Source organism: Pseudomonas sp. CF161 (assembly GCF_000416215.1).
Classification (GTDB): domain Bacteria; phylum Pseudomonadota; class Gammaproteobacteria; order Pseudomonadales; family Pseudomonadaceae; genus Aquipseudomonas.
In genome coordinates this window covers 1-16874 of the sequence record NZ_ATLP01000083.1, presented here as the reverse complement: position 1 = coordinate 16874, position 16874 = coordinate 1, and the positions used below count along the sequence as shown (strand labels likewise).

Annotated in this window: 18 protein-coding genes; 14 read left to right on the top strand and 4 right to left on the bottom strand. The window is 61.6% G+C overall.

Features of this window, described 5'->3' with window-relative positions; all coding sequences use genetic code 11:
- Window positions 1-444 precede the first annotated feature (444 nt).
- The 10 genes from CF161_RS15405 to CF161_RS15360 all read left to right on the top strand — a co-directional run bounded on the left by CF161_RS15405 (window position 445) and on the right by CF161_RS15360 (window position 9465).
- Window positions 445-954: a disulfide bond formation protein B gene (locus CF161_RS15405; RefSeq protein ID WP_020297523.1), complete on the top strand. Its 510-nt coding sequence runs from the start codon at window positions 445-447 to the stop codon at window positions 952-954.
- A gap of 782 nt (window positions 955-1736) precedes the next feature.
- A complete protein-coding gene (cyoA, locus tag CF161_RS15400; protein ID WP_020297522.1) occupies window positions 1737-2681 on the top strand; it encodes a ubiquinol oxidase subunit II in 945 nt (314 codons plus the stop codon).
- A 3-nt stretch (window positions 2682-2684) separates the two neighbouring features.
- The gene (gene cyoB, locus CF161_RS15395; RefSeq protein ID WP_043229546.1) at window positions 2685-4703 is read left to right on the top strand and encodes a cytochrome o ubiquinol oxidase subunit I; all 2019 of its coding nucleotides are present in this window, start codon (window positions 2685-2687) and stop codon (window positions 4701-4703) included.
- 3 nt (window positions 4704-4706) lie between these two features.
- Complete coding sequence (locus CF161_RS15390) at window positions 4707-5333, top strand: cytochrome o ubiquinol oxidase subunit III (protein ID WP_020297520.1); 627 nt, start codon at window positions 4707-4709, stop codon at window positions 5331-5333.
- Window positions 5333-5668: a cytochrome o ubiquinol oxidase subunit IV gene (cyoD, locus tag CF161_RS15385; RefSeq protein ID WP_020297519.1), complete on the top strand. Its 336-nt coding sequence runs from the start codon at window positions 5333-5335 to the stop codon at window positions 5666-5668. Before CF161_RS15390 ends, cyoD begins: the two co-directional genes overlap by 1 nt.
- 10 nt (window positions 5669-5678) lie before the next feature.
- Window positions 5679-6566 (top strand): heme o synthase, encoded by an 888-nt coding sequence (gene cyoE, locus CF161_RS15380; protein WP_020297518.1) that lies wholly within the window; start codon window positions 5679-5681, stop codon window positions 6564-6566.
- Window positions 6567-6725: 159 nt separating this feature from the next.
- Window positions 6726-7280 (top strand): cytochrome b, encoded by a 555-nt coding sequence (locus CF161_RS15375; protein ID WP_020297517.1) that lies wholly within the window; start codon window positions 6726-6728, stop codon window positions 7278-7280.
- Window positions 7281-7389: 109 nt separating this feature from the next.
- A complete protein-coding gene (gene queC, locus CF161_RS15370) occupies window positions 7390-8088 on the top strand; it encodes a 7-cyano-7-deazaguanine synthase QueC (RefSeq protein WP_020297516.1) in 699 nt (232 codons plus the stop codon).
- 341 nt (window positions 8089-8429) lie between these two features.
- Window positions 8430-8873 (top strand): DUF3592 domain-containing protein, encoded by a 444-nt coding sequence (locus CF161_RS15365; protein WP_020297515.1) that lies wholly within the window; start codon window positions 8430-8432, stop codon window positions 8871-8873.
- A 4-nt stretch (window positions 8874-8877) separates the two neighbouring features.
- On the top strand, window positions 8878-9465 hold the full coding sequence (locus CF161_RS15360; protein WP_020297514.1) for a hypothetical protein: 588 nt from the start codon (window positions 8878-8880) through the stop codon (window positions 9463-9465).
- A gap of 69 nt (window positions 9466-9534) precedes the next feature.
- Here CF161_RS15360 and CF161_RS15355 read toward each other — a convergent pair whose 3' ends face one another.
- Window positions 9535-10236, bottom strand: a complete 702-nt coding sequence (locus tag CF161_RS15355; protein WP_020297513.1) for a hypothetical protein — start codon at window positions 10234-10236, stop codon at window positions 9535-9537.
- A gap of 159 nt (window positions 10237-10395) precedes the next feature.
- A complete protein-coding gene (locus CF161_RS15350; RefSeq protein WP_020297512.1) occupies window positions 10396-11319 on the bottom strand; it encodes a LysR family transcriptional regulator in 924 nt (307 codons plus the stop codon).
- 95 nt (window positions 11320-11414) lie between these two features.
- Between CF161_RS15350 and CF161_RS15345 the strand changes: the two genes are divergently transcribed.
- Window positions 11415-12662, top strand: a complete 1248-nt coding sequence (locus CF161_RS15345; protein WP_020297511.1) for an MFS transporter — start codon at window positions 11415-11417, stop codon at window positions 12660-12662.
- A 2-nt stretch (window positions 12663-12664) separates the two neighbouring features.
- The gene (locus tag CF161_RS15340) at window positions 12665-13489 is read left to right on the top strand and encodes a hypothetical protein (protein ID WP_020297510.1); all 825 of its coding nucleotides are present in this window, start codon (window positions 12665-12667) and stop codon (window positions 13487-13489) included.
- A gap of 105 nt (window positions 13490-13594) precedes the next feature.
- On the opposite strand, the gene CF161_RS15335 is transcribed toward CF161_RS15340, so the two are convergent.
- A complete protein-coding gene (locus CF161_RS15335; RefSeq protein WP_020297509.1) occupies window positions 13595-15097 on the bottom strand; it encodes a sensor histidine kinase KdpD in 1503 nt (500 codons plus the stop codon).
- Window positions 15094-15810: a response regulator transcription factor gene (locus CF161_RS15330; RefSeq protein WP_020297508.1), complete on the bottom strand. Its 717-nt coding sequence runs from the start codon at window positions 15808-15810 to the stop codon at window positions 15094-15096. The genes CF161_RS15335 and CF161_RS15330 overlap by 4 nt, the downstream gene beginning before the upstream one ends.
- A 155-nt stretch (window positions 15811-15965) precedes the next feature.
- Here CF161_RS15330 and msrB point away from each other — a divergent pair, with 155 nt between their 5' ends.
- The gene (gene msrB, locus CF161_RS15325; protein WP_020297507.1) at window positions 15966-16484 is read left to right on the top strand and encodes a peptide-methionine (R)-S-oxide reductase MsrB; all 519 of its coding nucleotides are present in this window, start codon (window positions 15966-15968) and stop codon (window positions 16482-16484) included.
- Window positions 16485-16527: 43 nt separating this feature from the next.
- Window positions 16528-16874 (top strand): cytochrome c biogenesis CcdA family protein (locus CF161_RS15320; protein ID WP_020297506.1); only part of this gene is annotated, 347 nt, incomplete at its 3' end.

The following is a 16874-nucleotide window of genomic DNA, read 5'->3' as shown; positions in this document are numbered from 1 at the left end:
AGCCGCTGTCCGTTGCCCCAGGGCGTTGAATTTTGTTCAGGGGTTAATTCGTACTTAACCTATTGAGCGTCAATTAGCCGAGGCTGATCATGGGTCTCGCGCGTCATCACTTTCAGCGCAGCCTTGCTGTTGTTCGCCCCCGGCCACTGGCTGGGGCGATCTGACGGCTAAGCTGCTGGCCTGAAACCTGATTTTTTGCACCTGTGGACAGGTTGCGACCACCCCGGCGAGCGAGTGATCGTTCCCGGGGCGCAGGCCTTGGGGCGAACGCCTCAATGCATTCAAAGGTCATGATCAGCGTGTAGACTTCCGGGCCACCGGTGCCTGTCAGCTCCACAGCGGCCGGATCGCGGCCAATGGACAATCACATACGACTACTCGGTTCGACCCGGCTGCTACACCGGCTGGCGCCGCGCCGAGCCACACACAGGAAAGGAATTGGGGATGAGTGACGACATATTGCGCCTGGGGCGTGAACGACGCTTTCTGGTGTTGCTGGGGGTTATTTGCCTGGCGCTGATCGGCGGCGCGCTGTACATGCAGGTGGTACTGGGCGAGGCGCCTTGCCCGCTGTGTATCCTGCAGCGTTATGCGTTGCTGCTGATCGCCTTGTTCGCCTTTATTGGCGCGGCCATGCGCACCCGGCGCAGCATCACCCTGTTTGAAGTGCTGGTGGTGATCTGCGCCCTGGCCGGTGTCGCGGTCGCCGGGCACCACGTCTACACCCAGTTCTACCCTGCGGTCAGCTGCGGCATCGACGTGCTGCAGCCGATCGTCGACAGCCTGCCGCTGGCGGCGATCTTCCCCCTGGGTTTTCAGGTCGACGGTTTCTGTTCCACCCCGTACCCGCCGATACTGGGCCTGTCCCTGGCGCAGTGGGCGCTGGTGGCGTTTGTACTGACGGTGGTGCTGGTGCCGCTGGGTGTCACACGCAATCGCAAAGCACATGGCTGACACGGTAAAAGAGCCCTGGTCCCTGCTGGGGGGGCCGGGGCTTTTTCATGGGTTCGGGCAAAGGATGAAGGGGCTGTGACTTGAGGCAATCCGCGGTGCGGAAAAAGTGCGACATGTTGTCACAGTCTTGTGCGGCAAGGAGCGTTTCAGCCTTGGGCTGGGAAGCATGATCTGGGGTCCCGAGAGCGGGAAATATCTGTCAATTCGTACTGGCAGGACCCGTGACGACAACCATAGCCTGCTATCGATGTACCGCGTCCGGCCCTCATTCCATAAGGGATAGCGCCGGGTAGTGGGGGGCAGCGCGGTTGGACCCAGGAATTGCGGAGAGTCTGTTTTGAGGCTTTTTGTTGAGAATGAAAATCGATATGATTGCGGGCTTTCGTAATAATCGGCCTCGATTGTTGCACCGGTCGATATTAATTATTTCGAGATGAGACATGGTTTATGCCTCCTGACATATCTACAATCGCCCGCACTGAATTTCCGGCGCTGCTCATCCCTGAGCACACGAGTGCGGTCGAGGGGCGGTTTGATTGCTCCATGCGACGCCAGGTGCCGGCACCTTCCAAACTTCCGCACCAAATGGAATTGGTCTGTAACAAGGCCTTTGACCACGAAATCGAATAAGAACTCACTGCTGGCCCAGGATTTGTCGTTCAGCGTTTAACGCGATGGGCAGGCCCTTATTCAATTGAAGAAAAAATGCCAACCCTTGGCAGGGTGAAGTGTTGGCGATCAAAACCCAACTGCATTGCGCAAGCTGCTTTAGAGGTCGTGAGATGAGTAAAAAAAGGTACCCCAGATTCCTAGGCTTATTGCCGCTACTCGGCATGTTGATGCTGGGAGGCTGCAAATGGACCTTGCTCGATCCCAAGGGTCAGGTTGGTCTGGATGAACGAAACCTGATCATCACTGCAACCATTCTGATGCTGCTGGTGGTTGTGCCGGTCATCATCATGACCTTCGCCTTCGCCTGGAAATACCGCGCCTCCAACAAGGACGCCGTCTACGCGCCGAAGTGGTCGCACTCCACCAAGATCGAAATCGCGGTCTGGCTGGTTCCGGTGCTCATCATCATTGCCCTGGGTTATGTGACCTACAAGTCGACCCACGCCCTGGACCCTTATCGTCCGCTGGAATCGGACGTCAAGCCGATCACCATCGAAGTAGTCGCGATGGATTGGAAGTGGCTGTTCATCTATCCCGAGCAAGGGATCGCCACCGTCAACAAGATCGTGTTCCCGGCGCACACCCCGGTCAATTTCCGCGTGACCTCCGACACCGTGATGAACTCGTTCTTCATCCCGGGCCTGGGCGGCCAGATCTACGCGATGGCCGGCATGCAGACCAAGTTGCACCTGATTGCCAACCAGAACGCTGAAATGGACGGTATCTCCGCCAACTACAGCGGTGCTGGTTTCACCGGCATGAAATTCAAAGCGATCGCGACTTCCCAGGAAGAATTCGACGCCTGGGTAAGTGAAGTCAAAAAGGCACCTAAACAGCTTGAACAAGCTGAATACGAAGCCCTTTCCAAGCCGAGCCAGAACAACCCTGTTGAACTCTACTCCTCGTACACCCCGAACCTGTTCCAGCTCATCATCGACAAGTATGAGGGCATGAAACCAGGCGCGCCGGTCAAGCACGAGAAGAAAGAGAAGGAAGTGGCCAGTACGCAAGGGATGGACGCGAGTTCGCATTCAGCTGCCGGGGCAGAGGAGTAAACGATGTTTGGTAAATTAAGTCTGGACGCGATACCGTTCCACGAGCCGATTGTCATGGTGACCATTGCCATGATCGCGCTCGGTGGTCTGGCGCTTTTCGCGGCAATCACCTACTTCAAGAAGTGGACCTACCTGTGGACCGAGTGGCTGACGTCCGTCGACCACAAGAAAATCGGCGTGATGTACATCATCGTCGCCATGGTCATGCTGCTGCGCGGTTTTGCCGACGCCATCATGATGCGTACCCAGCTGGCCATGGCCACCGAGGGTTCGCCTGGCTACCTGCCACCTGAACACTATGACCAGATCTTCACCGCCCACGGTGTGATCATGATCATCTTCATGGCGATGCCATTCTTCACCGGCCTGATGAACCTTGTCGTGCCGCTGCAGATCGGCGCCCGTGACGTTGCCTACCCGTTCCTCAACTCCCTGAGCTTCTGGCTGCTGGTTTCCGGTGTGGTGTTGATCAACCTGTCCCTGGGCGTCGGCGAATTCGCCAAGACCGGCTGGGTTGCCTATCCGCCGCTGTCGGGCCTGCAATACAGTCCGGGCGTGGGTGTGGACTACTACATCTGGGCGCTACAGCTATCCGGATTGGGTACGACGCTAACCGGGGTCAACTTCCTGGCCACCGTGCTGAAAATGCGTACCCCTGGCATGAAGATGATGGACATGCCGATCTTCACCTGGACCTGCACCTGGGCCAACGTGTTGATCGTGGCTTCGTTCCCGATTCTGACCGCTACCCTGGCACTGCTGACTCTTGACCGTTACATGGATTTCCACATTTTCACCAATGAACTTGGTGGCAATCCAATGATGTACGTCAACCTGTTCTGGGCCTGGGGCCACCCTGAGGTTTACATCCTGATCCTGCCGGCATTCGGTGTGTTCTCGGAAGTGATCTCGACGTTCTCCGGCAAGCGCCTGTTCGGCCACCACTCGATGATCTACGCCAGCGGCGCGATCTCGATCCTGGGCTTCATGGTCTGGCTGCACCACTTCTTCACCATGGGTTCGGGGGCCAGCGTCAACGCCTTCTTCGGCCTGGCGACCATGCTGATTTCGATCCCGACGGGGGTGAAGCTATTCAACTGGCTGTTCACCATCTACCACGGCCGTCTGCGCATCACCAGCCAGGTTCTGTGGACCCTGGGCTTCATGGTGACCTTCGCCATCGGCGGCATGACTGGCGTACTGCTGGCCATCCCGGGTGCTGACTTCGTACTGCACAACAGCCTGTTCGTGATCGCTCACTTCCACAACGTGATCATCGGTGGTGCTGTATTCGGTTACATCGCCGGTTTCAGCTTCTACTTCCCGAAAGCGTTCGGCTTCAAGCTGCACGAAGGTTGGGGCAAGGCAGCATTCTGGTTCTGGATCTCGGGCTTCTTCGTCGCCTTCATGCCGCTCTATGCACTGGGCTTCATGGGCATGACCCGTCGTCTGAACGCCACCACCAACCCTGAGTGGGTGCCGTACCTGTACGTCGCCATGGTCGGTGCGGTGATGATCGCAATCGGTATCGCCTGCCAGCTGATCCAGCTCTACGTCAGCATCCGTGATCGCAAAGAGAACATGTGCGTCTCCGGCGACCCATGGAATGCTCACACCCTGGAATGGTCGACCTCGTCGCCACCTCCGTTCTACAACTTCGCAGTACTGCCCAAGGCTGACGGTATCGACCCGTTCACCGAGGCCAAGGAAAACGGTACCGCCTACGAGCAGGCAAGCCGCTACCAGCCGATCCACATGCCTAACAACACCGCTACCGGTGTGGTCATGGGGGCGCTGTTGACGGTGTTCGGTTTCGCGATGATCTGGCACATCTGGTGGCTGGCGATCGCAAGCCTGGCCGGCACCGTGATCTATTTCGCGATCCACGCTGCCCGTGATGATCAAGGCTACATGGTGCCGGTCGATGTGATCGAACGCATCGAAGCCGAGCAGCACGCTCGCCTGGTAGCCGAGAAGAAGATCCCGGCCAACCGTGTTGAAACCTCGTTGGAACAGGCTTAAACCATGTCGAACTTAGTGACCAATGCTGGACACGCCCATGTCGATGAACATGGGCACGATGACCATCACCACGACTCGGGCGAGATGACCGTATTCGGTTTCTGGCTCTACCTGATGACCGACTGCATTCTGTTTGCGTCGATCTTCGCGGTGTACGCGGTACTGGTAAACAACGTAGCGGGTGGCCCGTCGGGCCACGACATCTTCGAACTGCCATACGTACTGGGCGAAACCGCTCTGCTGCTGTTCAGTTCGATCACCTACGGCTTCGCCATGCTGGCGTTCTTCCGGGGCAACAAGAAGCAGGTCCTGGGCTGGTTGGCCATGACCTTCCTGTTCGGCCTGGGCTTCATCGGCATGGAGATCAACGAGTTCCACCTGCTGATCTCCGAAGGCTACGGCCCTAGCCGTTCCGGCTTCCTGTCCGGGTTCTTCACCCTGGTCGGCACCCACGGTCTGCACGTGACCAGCGGCCTGATCTGGATGGCGATCATGATGTACCAGGTCCACAAGCATGGCCTGACGGCGACCAACAAGACCCGTCTGAGCTGCCTGAGCCTGTTCTGGCACTTCCTGGACGTGGTCTGGATCTGTGTGTTCACCGTTGTTTACCTGATGGGGACTCTGTAATGGCTAATGCAAATGCCCATGACAACCACGATGCCAGCCATGGCAGCGTCAAGTCGTACGCCATCGGCTTCATCCTGTCGGTGATCCTGACCGTCATTCCATTTGGTCTGGTGATGTACCCATCGCTGCCAAAAGCCATGACCCTGTGGATCATCCTGGCGTTCGCCGTGATCCAGGTGCTGGTGCACCTGGTGTACTTCCTGCACCTGGACCGCTCGCAAGCCCAGCGCAACAACGTTGTCGCGTTTATCTTCGCCGCACTGGTGATCGTGCTGCTGGTGGGTCTGTCCTTGTGGATCATGTTCAGCATCCACACCGTCATGATGGCGAAGTGAGGTAGACCCGATGTCGCTCAAGCACTTTATCCAAATCACCAAACCGGGGATCATTTTCGGTAACGTGCTTTCTGTGGCAGGCGGGTTCTTCCTGGCCTCGAAAGGGCATGTCGATCTGGCCATCTTCCTGGCGGCCATGATCGGCACTTCTCTGGTGGTAGCGTCCGGTTGCGTGTTCAACAACTGCATCGACCGTGACATCGACCTGAAGATGGAACGCACCAAGAACCGGGCGCTGGTCCAGGGCTTGATCTCCCTGAAGCTGGCCCTGGTCTATGCGACTGTCCTGGGTGTGGCGGGCGTGGTGTTGTTGTACAAGGTGGCCAATCCGCTGGCAGCGTTGTTTGCCGTCATTGGGTTTGTCATTTATGTCGGCCTGTACAGCCTGTACCTCAAGCGTCGCTCGGTTCACGGCACGCTGGTCGGCAGTCTGTCGGGAGCCATGCCGCCGGTGATCGGTTACGTCGCCGTCAGCAACAGCTTCGACATGGCCGCCCTGACCCTGCTGGTGATGTTCAGCCTGTGGCAGATGCCGCACTCGTACGCCATCGCGATCTTCCGCTTCAACGATTACCTGGCAGCATCGATTCCAGTGTTGCCGGTGAAGCGCGGGATCCTGGTGGCCAAGCGGCACATCCTGCTCTACATCCTGGCGTTCCTGGTGGCGACCCTGATGCTGACCTTCAGTGGTTATGCCGGCATGAGCTACCTGGCGGTGGCCGCGGCCATGGGCATGTACTGGTTGTACATGGCCTGGACCGGCTACAAGGCAGTGGATGACACGGTCTGGGCACGCAAGCTGTTCGTGTTCTCGATCTTCACCATTACCGCCCTGAGCGTGATGATGTCCCTGGACTTCAAAGCGCCCGCCGCGTTGCTGCTGACGTACGCGCCCTAAGCTGCAGACGTTGTAAAAAAAGCCCCGCCTTCGAAAGAAGCGCGGGGCTTTTTTCATGCTGCAGAGGCCCCGTTACATATCCGTTAAAGGTTTTCGGACCTGTCCCATCCCCTGGCTGGGTAAAATTGTCCGTTTGTTGATGAAGGCAGAGTGGATGTAATGGAAAACCGTATCGAAATGCTCGACTCGAACGCGCGTTATGGCGCTGTCAGTCGCGGACTGCACTGGGCCATGGCACTGGCTTTTGCCTGGATCTACTGCACCACCGGTGCCCACTACCTGCTGGCCGATTCGGCCCTGGACACCTTTCTCTGGCCGACCCACAAACAAGTGGGCCTGCTGCTGATGGGCCTGCTGTTGGTGCGGCTGCTCTGGAGCCTGTTGAATCGCCATCGTCGCCCGCCCAGCGTCAACCTCGCCGCGACGGTGGGGCATGGCCTGCTGTATGTGGCCATGTTCGCCATTCCGTTTCTTGGGCTGTTGCGCCAGTACGGCTCGGGGCGCGCTTTTTCCGCGTTTGGCTTGCCGGTGATGAGTGGTTTCGAGGGGCCGAAAATCCAGTGGATGACCGAGCTGGGCAACAACTTCCACAGCCTGCTGGGCTGGACCCTGTTGCTGCTGATCGTTGGTCATGTTGCGGCGCTGATCCTGCACTGCGTCAAAGGTGACAGGGCTATCCTGCGGCGCATGGCCGGCGGCACCGCCAGGGGCTGATCCGCAATCCCTCCATAAAATGCGCCGCCTTCGAGACAAGCACGGGGCTTTTTATAGAGGGCGCCGTTTAAACTACCGACGTGAATCCACTTATGCAGGAAGCAGAATGATGAAGAAAAAAGCCGTGGTTGTATTCAGTGGCGGGCAGGACTCAACCACCTGTTTGATCCACGCATTGCCGCTCTACGATGAAGTGCACTGCATTACCTTTGATTATGGCCAGCGTCACCGCGCAGAAATCGACGCCGCGCAGCAACTTTCAAAACAGCTGGGGGCCACCGTCCACAAAGTGCTGGACGCTTCGCTGCTCAACGAATTGGCGATCAGCAGCCTTACCCGGGACAATATTCCGGTGCCGACCGTGAACAGTTCGGGCGAAAGCCTGCCCAGCACCTTCGTGCCGGGAAGAAACATCCTGTTTTTAACCCTGGCTTCGATTTATGCCTATCAGGTCCAGGCCGAATGCGTGATTACCGGGGTCTGCGAGACCGACTTTTCCGGCTACCCGGATTGCCGGGATGAGTTTGTAAAGGCGCTGAACAAGGCCCTTGAGTTGGGCATGGACTACCAACTGCGCCTTGAGACACCGCTGATGTGGCTGAACAAGGCGCAGACCTGGGCACTGGCCGACTACCACCATCAACTGGAGCTGATTCGCCAGCAAACGCTGACCTGCTACAACGGCGTGCTCGGCAGTGGCTGTGGCGATTGCGATGCCTGCAACCTTCGTGCAAAGGGTTTGAATGAGTACCTGGGCAACAAGGCCGCGGTCATGGAAGCCCTGAAAGGCAAACTCAATCTGCAGTGAAGGGTTGATCGAGGGCGAGCCAATGGACTCAGGCAGTGCGCCCGCCAGCTGAGTGTTGAATCCGGCGGCTGGAGATGATCGGGCGCCGTGGGGCAGGGCTTGGCGCCCACCGACGTGGCGCCTGTTGTGCCGCGCCTCCGGAACTTCCGGCGCCGATTGCAGACAAAGTTTTTCCTGCTCTGCGCGCGGCGTCTTCATCTCCATCCGTTTCGCCCGCGCCAGGCCGGTTCCTGACGCATTTCTGAGCAGTGGCTCACAGCGTCGCGGCCGGGATTTTTTCCTCGGTGACGTTGCTGTTAACGTGGCCTCCCTTATTTCACGGAAGAAGAACGAGGCCGCCCATGGCTCACCCCCCTCAGTCCCATTGGCTGCACATTCTGCGCAGCCTGCTTATCAGCCTGATCGGTATCGTGTTGCTGGTGATCGCCAGCTACATCCTCAGCAATCGCCTGGAATTTCTCGACCACGCCTTGACCGCCGACGGCGTGGTCAGCGGTTTGAACGCCGGCGGCTCGCACCCCGAGATCGCGTTCAGCACGGCCCAGGGTGAAGGTATTTCCTACCCGCAGGGCGGCTTTATCTTCGGCTACCAGGCCGGCCAGCCGGTCAAGGTGCATTACCTGGCCGAGCGCCCGGCCAACAGCGCCGTGGTTGATGACCCGATGGCGCTGTGGGCCACGCCTGGCGTGCTGGGCGGCCTGGGGCTGATTTTCCTTGGTGCCGGCCTGGTGGGCATTTTCAAGCGCAAGGGCCAAGACCCTGCGCGTTCTCTGACAGGACGTTGAACCCATGAGCATCTCCATCCCGATACCGGTCAATGAAAGCCAGTGGCAGTACTCGACCGCAAGCGGAGGCGGCCTGACGGTGGCCCTGGTCGCCGGCAGTGGCGGCTCGATCATCTTGCGTTCGCCCCAGGGCCAGGACGTCAGCTTCCGCTACGGCGGCGTGGGCGTGGGGGTGGGCGTCGGTGCACGGCTGCCGCGTATCGGCAAGATCAACATCAAGATCAAGGGCACGGGTGTGGCCGCGGCCGGCGCGGCAGAGGCGTTCCCCAGCACCGGCAAGGTCTTTGTCAGCGATGCGCTGAAGGCCCGCGACCTGACCAGCGATGACATCACCGGCCCCTGCGTCTACACCGAAGTGGCGGCCGGCCTGGTGGTCGGCGGTTCGGCCACCGCGCTGTTGTTCGGCCTCGACCCCAAGTTGCTGGCCCTGTACCTGGCCCTCAACAGCAACCCGGCGACGTCACTGATCGCCGCGCAACTGGTCAACCGCCAGCTGCTGCAGTCGGCCAAGGGCGCGGTGGTCATGGTCGGGATGAATGCCGGTGTGCAAGCAGGCGCGGGGGCGGGGATTTTTCTCGGCTATCTGTTCTGACCCGGCGCTGCCCATCGATCGCCCACAAAAAAGCCCCGTGAAGGGGCTTTTTTATGGCCGCGTGCGCAGTTACTGCTGCTGTGCGCTGTAGCCTTCAAAGGCGGTCTGCTGCTGGATCGCGGTCACGATGCCTTTACGGGTGGCCGGCTGTTCGTTGCCGTCCTTGTCGAGGAAGGTCTCGCTTTCCAGCTCGGCTTCATCGCCTTCACCGACAAAGCTGAAACCCAGGAACTCAAAGGCTTCACGGTCGACGTTGGCCTTGGAGCGCGGGCGCATCGGCAGGGTGACGCTGATGCCGTCCTTGCTGATGGCGAACACTTCCATTTCTTTCTTGGCCCGTGCCGCCTTGCCCTTGCCGCCGCTCGGGTTGCTGATGGCCTGGTGGGTCTGGTTCAGCACCTTGAGGGCCAGGCTGTAGACCAGCTCCTGGAAGCTCGGGTCGTCCTTGTAGCTGGACAGGATGCGGCTGATCGGGAAGCGTGCGCTGAGGTCTTCCAGGGCGCTGGCGTCGGCCGCCTCGGCGTCCTTGAGCTGCTTGAGCTCGCCCATCAGCTCGTAGGCCTTGTCGTCGTCAAAACGGTCGTGGGCCTGGCGAATCGCGGTGCGCAGCTCACGAATCTGATCGCTCTCTTTCGAGCTGTGAAAGGCGTCGAGGACCATCTCGCTGATGGTCTTGGCCTGGGCCACATGCTGGGAAAGATTGATCGCGTTTTCGTATTCAACCTTGCTGGACAAGGCGATCACGGATTCTTCGGTGTTGGAGTCAGGCATTGAAAATCCACTACTTCGTTTAACCAGGTTTGAGGCGTGAAAAGCCCGCGGGCATTTTCAGGTCGCCTAATCTATTGGACCCGGGCGGTGTTGTCACGGCTGAACAGGCCCCTTGGGGCAAAGGATGATGGATCCGATCGCGAATTTAATGGGCCATCATCAAACCCCGCCGCTTCCCAAACCCGTAGACGCGGCCAGGAGCTCGTCGATGACCGCCATAAACGCCTCGACCAGCTGGCTGCGGCCTTGCTTGCGGGTCAGCATCAGCAGTTGGGCGGTGGCGTCGGGGTCGGTCAGCGGGCGGTAGACCACGCCTTTCTTGGCCAGGGTCCGGGTGCATTCGGGCACCAGGGCCACGCCCTGGCCGGCCGCCACCAGGGCGATGATCGAGGTGATCTGGCGCCCGGCCGGGCCTGGCGTCAGCGCTAAGCCATTGCGTTGGTACAGCTGCTCGATGGCCTCGTTGAGCCCGGAGCCGTAGTCGGCGGGAAACAGAATCAACGGCTGCGCGCTGAGTTGCGCCAGGCTCACCTGCTCCAGGCTGGCCAACGGGTCATCGCTGCTGAGTGCAGCCACCAGCGGCTCGTCGCCCAGGGACAGGGCCTGCACCTGGGACTGTCCATGGGGCGGGGTCAGCCGGCTCAGGCCGATATCGATGCGGCCGTCGACAATCTGCGACCACTGGCTGCCCGAGGCGCCCTCCACCAGGGTCAGTTGCACCGCGGGATAACGCTGGGCGAAGGCCTGGATCGCCTGGCTGAAAATATCCGACAGGGCCACCGAACTGGCATAGCCCAGGGACAGTTGCCCGGCCGAGCCCAGGCTCAGCTTGCGTGCGATGACTTCGGCCAGGTCGACCTGCTCCAGCACCGCACGGGCATAGGGCAGGAAGTAGCGGCCCTGGGCGGTGAGGGTCACGGTGCGGCTGGTGCGGTCGAACAGGCGAAAGCCCAGCTCGGTCTCCAGGGCGGAAATCTGCCGGGTCAGGGGCGGTTGGGCAAGGTGCAGGCGCAGGGCTGCGCGGCCGAAGTGCAGCTCTTCGGCGACCGTCAAAAAGTAACGCAACCTGCGTAGGTCGAGCATCCTGATCCTTAGGTATTGATCGGTCCGAAATCGGTATTGGTTTGCAACCTGTCGCGCATTCTATAAAGGCCCTTCGTCATAAAACGAGCGGTTTCATGAATTCGCGCCTGCATTGTGCACGCATCGCCCTGTTTCTGTGTGGCTGTGCGGCCTTCCTCAACCTGTACGCCACCCAAAGCATCCTCCAGGAATTTGCCCAGGGTTTTCAGGTGAGTGTCCGCGAGGCCGGCTGGAGCATCACCGTCACCACCCTCGGCGTGGCGATCACCGCACCCTTTGTCAGTCGCTTTACCGGTCGTTTCGAGCAGCGCTCGGTGATTGTCGGCGCCTCTTTGCTCCTGGCCCTGCCCGCCGTCCTCGCGGCTTACGCCGGCAGCTTTGCCGAACTGCTGGTCTGGCGCTTTGCCGAAGGCATGCTGATTCCGGTGGTGTTCGCCACCAGCGTGGCCTATATCGGCGATCGCTGGAGTGGCGGCAGCGTCACTGAAGTCACCAGTTTGTATGTGGCGGGCACCGTGCTCGGCGGCTTTGCCGGGCGTTTCGTCACTGGGGTGGTCACCGAGTACGCCGGCTGGCGGGAGGCCTTCGAGTTGCTGGCCGCGGCGAGCCTGCTGATCGGCCTGGCGATCGGCGTGCTGCTGCCGCCCAATCCGCGCCCGCTGGCCAAGGTTGCGCCCAGTCGCCTGCTGGCGGTACGCGAGCTGTACAGCAAGCCGTTGCTGGCCGCCTACGGGGTGGGCTTTTGTGTGCTGTTTTCGCAAGTGGCGACCTTTACCTACGCCGGGCTCTACCTCAGCCAGGCGCCGTTTGAGCTGGGCACCGCGGCCCTGGGGGCGATCTATGGGGTGTTTCTGCTGGCCCTGGTGGTGATCCCGATTGCCGGGCGCCTGAGCAAATCGCGACCGCAATCGGAACTGCTGGTGGGCGCGGCGTTGCTGGGTGTCTGCGGTTCGGCCCTGACCCTGCTGCCGTCGTTGTGGCTGATCGTGCTCGGCCTGGCCTTGAGCTCCACCGGGGTCTTCCTGGCCCAGGCCGCCGCCAACTCCTTTACCACCGCCACCGCCCGCCACAACAAGGCCGGCGCGGTGGGGCTGTACCTGACCTGTTACTACCTGGGCGGCAGCTTCGGCGCCGTCGTCCCGGCCATGATCTGGAGCCGCTTCGGCTGGCCCGGCTGTGTGGCGCTGATCATCGGCTTCCAGTTGCTGTCGCTGCTGATCGCGGTCAGTGGCTGGAAGCCCGGAACAACTGCAACACCGGTCGCTCGCGATGCCAATGGACGTGGCTCGACCGGGCCCATTCCCCAACCCGATTCATCATCCAATAAGGAATATGTGAGGTGACCATGAGTAACGTACTGACCCAACAAAGTCAGTTGTTGAAGATCGTTGAACCGGTCTTGAACGATATGCCAGCCAGTGTCTTGAAACATGCCCTGTTCGAGGCGTTCTGGAGTGAAGAAAGTGCACTCGTGGATATCGAAAATGCCTTTGAAAAACTCACCTCGCGCCATCAGTCACCGGCCGCGCTGAGGACCTTTTTCGCCAGTTGGTCGAAGACCAACAACTCGGCCACCAGCGTCTCCGGCCTGGCCAATCGCATCACCTTGCTGGCGCGCTCGGAACAGGGCTCCGAAGCCGCCGACAGGCTCTATCGGGCCTGTGGCAGCCTGCAACGCATCACCGACGAGGACCTCGGCGCCCTGGGCAACACCTTGCACTCGGACCTGTTCTACAACATGGCCACGCCGATCTGTGGCGATGACCAGTGGCTGCTCAAGGAAAACTGCCTGCCGTCGGCGCAGTCGTTCAAGGACTGGACCGACGCCCGCCGCCTGCGCGACCGCGACCTGCTGCAAGGGCTGCTGACCACGCTGATCCATGAGGTCTACACCCATGGCGAAGTGGAGTTTATCCACCCGCTGTACAAACAGTGGTTCGTTCGCGACATGGGTGTGCCGGCGGAAAGGGCCCGCGCCACCGTGGCCTGGGTCACGGTGCACACCGGCGGCACCGAGAGCAATCACTTCGCCCATGCGGTGGCGGCGGTGAACGAGTTTGTCGACGCCATGCAGATTCAGATCGATCCGGAAGCCGCGAAGGAAATCTTCGCCGAGTACCTGCGCCGCAAATCCAGCGTGATGTGGGACTGCGCTCAAGTCTTGCAATGATGGGGTAACACCGCCGACTGATGTCAGGCGCTTTTGCCGGGAGTCCTCGCTGGGGGGACTGCCGGCTTTTTTTTGCTCGCCGAAAAGACCCCGGAGTTGCCGGGTTCAGCCTTGCGCCCGGGTGGCCTTGTGCTGCGCCGTGGCGAGGTCCACCGGCAAGCTGAAACGAAAGCTGGCGCCACGCCCGGGCAGCTCGATCAGGCGGATTTCCAGGCCATGCAATTGCAGGATGCGGTGCACGATGCGCAGGCCCAGGCCGCCATCGCGCCGCGCCCCACCGATGGTAAAGGGGCGCAGAAACAGTCCTTCGCGCAAGTCGGCGGCGATGCCCGGGCCGCTGTCGCTGAGGGTCACCTCGACCATCGGCCCCTGGGGCACCAGGCCGATCTCGATCTCGCCGCCTTCCGGCGTATGGCGCAGGGCGTTGTCGAAGAGGTTGGTCAGCACCCGCTCGATCAGGCCGAGGTCGGCGCAGACCGCGCCGACGTTGGGCGCAAAGCTGGCCTTGAGCTGCACATGGCGCGCCTCGGCGCTGAGTTCGAACTTCTGGAAGATGTCCTGCACCAGGTCGGTCAGGGGGAAACGTTCGAGCACCGGCTGCACAAAGCCGTGCTCCAGTCGCACCAGCTCCAGCAGCGACTGCGCCAGGCCACCGACCTTGCGGCTCTGGTCGAGGGCGATGCCCAGGTAGCGCCGGCGTTCTTCGGGGGTCAGGCTGGCGTCCTTCAGTTGCAGGGTTTCGAGGTAGCCGTGCAGCGACGCCAGGGGCGTGCGCAGGTCATGGGAAATATTGGCCACCAGCTCGCGCCGCTCCTGGTCCTGGCGGGTGAGGGAGCGCCACTGCTCGCTGAGGCGGCTCTGCATGTGGCGGAAGGTGGCATCGAGCACGGCGATTTCATCGTGGCCCTCGGCGGGCGGCGGTGGGGGCGCGCCCGTGGTCGGCGCGCTGGGGGCGCCATCGATGTCGAACTGGCTGACGGTGTCGGTCAGCTTGCGCAACGGCCGGGTGATCAGGGCAAAAGCCGTCAGCCCGGCGATCAGGCAGAGCAGGGCCACCAGGCCGATCGACCATAACGCGATGTTCAAGGCCGCGCTGGTGGCGCCGCGTTCGGCGAAGCGGTCGTGCTCTTCGCTCAGCAGCACCACGTACAGGTAGCCGGCCGGCTGGCCGTTGACCTTCAGCGGGGCGGCGCTGAACACCTTGCGCCCGTCGAGGCTGCGCGGGTCATCGCCCAGAATCGGCAGCGCCGCGCCATCCAGCAGGCGCTGTACCGGCGCCAGGTCCACCTGTTCCCGGCGCAGGCGGCCCTCGGGGGCGGCATTGCCGACGATCCGTCCCGTGGGGTCGAGCAGGTACACCTCGACACTGGGGTTGACCAGCATCAACTGGCTGAACAGCTCGCGCAGGGCACCGGGCATCAGGCCGTTGGCATCCATCAACTGGGTGTCGCGCGCGATGTGCTGGGCCAGGTCCCGGGACAGGCCCTGCACCACCTCCAGCTCATGCATCTGGTTGGAGCGCACCTGGAGCCATGCCGAAGTGCCGCAGCACACCAGCAACAGCAGGGCGAAGACCAGGGACAGGCGCTGGGTCAGGGTCAGTTTCATGCGGGCTCCTGGCTCGCGGCGAATTTATAGCCGCGCCCCCACACCGTGAGGATGCGCGTCGGTTGCGCCGGGTCGCTTTCGATCTTTGCCCGCAGCCGGTTGATATGGGTATTGACCGTGTGCTCGTAGCCATCATGGCTGTAGCCCCATACCGCGTTGAGCAGCTCCATGCGCGAGAACACCTTGCCCGGCTGGCGGGCGAAAAAGTACAGCAGGTCGAACTCGCGCGGCGTCAGGTCCAGGCGCCGGCCGTCGAGCGCCACGTCGCGGGTCAGCGGGTCGATGGCCAAGCCGTCCAGGGCCAGGCTGCCGGCGTCCATCTTCAGGTTGCGCGCCATGGCATCGACCCGGCGCAGCAGGGCCTTGACCCGCGCCACCAGCTCGAGCATGGAAAACGGCTTGGCCAGGTAGTCGTCGGCCCCCAGCTCCAGGCCGAGGATGCGGTGCATTTCGCTGGCGCGGGCGCTGGTGATGATGATCGGGGTGTAGCGGGTCATGGCGCGGGCGCGGCGGCAGATTTCCAGGCCGTCGACCCCGGGCAGCATCAGGTCGAGGATCAACGCATCCCAGCCGCCCTGTTCCAGCAGGCGCAGGCCCTGATTGCCGTCGGCGCTGTGCACCACCTCGAACTGCTCGTCACGCAGGTGCAACACAATCAGGTCGGCGATGTGGGTGTCGTCCTCGACCACCAGGACGCGTTTGGGCTGTTCCATCGGTACTCCGGGCCTCGCGGCGTAAGGCGCTTATTGTGCGGGGTTTGCGCGCCTCGAGTTATCACGAATTGTTTAACTGTGCGTGAGGATTTGGCGACCACCTCAAGCCTAGGCTGTGTTGAACGCGACCCACGGTGATTTTTCGGGAGAGGCTCATGTTTTCACGGCGACAGTTTTTGCGGGCAGGTGGCAGCCTCGGTGCAGCGGCCCTGGCCATTGGGGTCCTGCCCCGGTTGGTCGGCAGCCCGGCGCTGATCAGCGAGGCCCGGGCCGATGAGGTGTTCGAGGTCAGCCACAGCGACAGCGAATGGCGCACCCTGCTCAGCGCCGGGCAGTACCAGGTGCTGCGCGAGGAGGGCACCGAGCGCGCCTACAGCAGCCCGCTGAATGACGAACACCGCGACGGCACCTTCAGCTGTGCCGGCTGCGCCCTGGAGCTGTTCTCTTCCCGCACCAAGTTCGACAGCCGCACCGGCTGGCCGAGCTTCTGGGCGCCCCTGGAGCATGCCGTGGCGACCCGCAGCGATCGAAGCTTCGGCATGCAGCGCAACGAAGTGCATTGCCGACGCTGCGGCGGGCACCTGGGGCATGTCTTCGATGACGGCCCGCGGCCTACGGGGCTGCGTTACTGCATGAACGGCGTGGCAATGAATTTCGCCCCGCACGCGGCGTGACCCCGTCACACATTCTTCTACTCACTGAAAAAAGGTCGTCGCCATGTGGCTGCTACTTCTCGCTTATCTCGGCGGTGTGCTGACCATCGTCAGCCCGTGCATTCTGCCGGTATTGCCCTTTGTCTTCGCTCGCACCGGGCAGCCGTTTGTGCGCAGTGGCCTGCCGCTGCTGGTGGGGATGGCCGTGACATTTGCCCTGGTCTCCACCCTGGCGGCGGTGGGCGGGAGTTGGGTGGTGCACCTCAATCAGTACGGGCGTTGGCTCGCGCTGTTGTGCGTTGCCCTGTTCGGGCTGACGCTGCTGCTGCCGCGCCTGGCCGAGCGCCTGACCCGACCCCTGGTGGCTGCCGGCAGCCGGCTGTCGCAAGCCGCGGGCAACGATACCCGGCC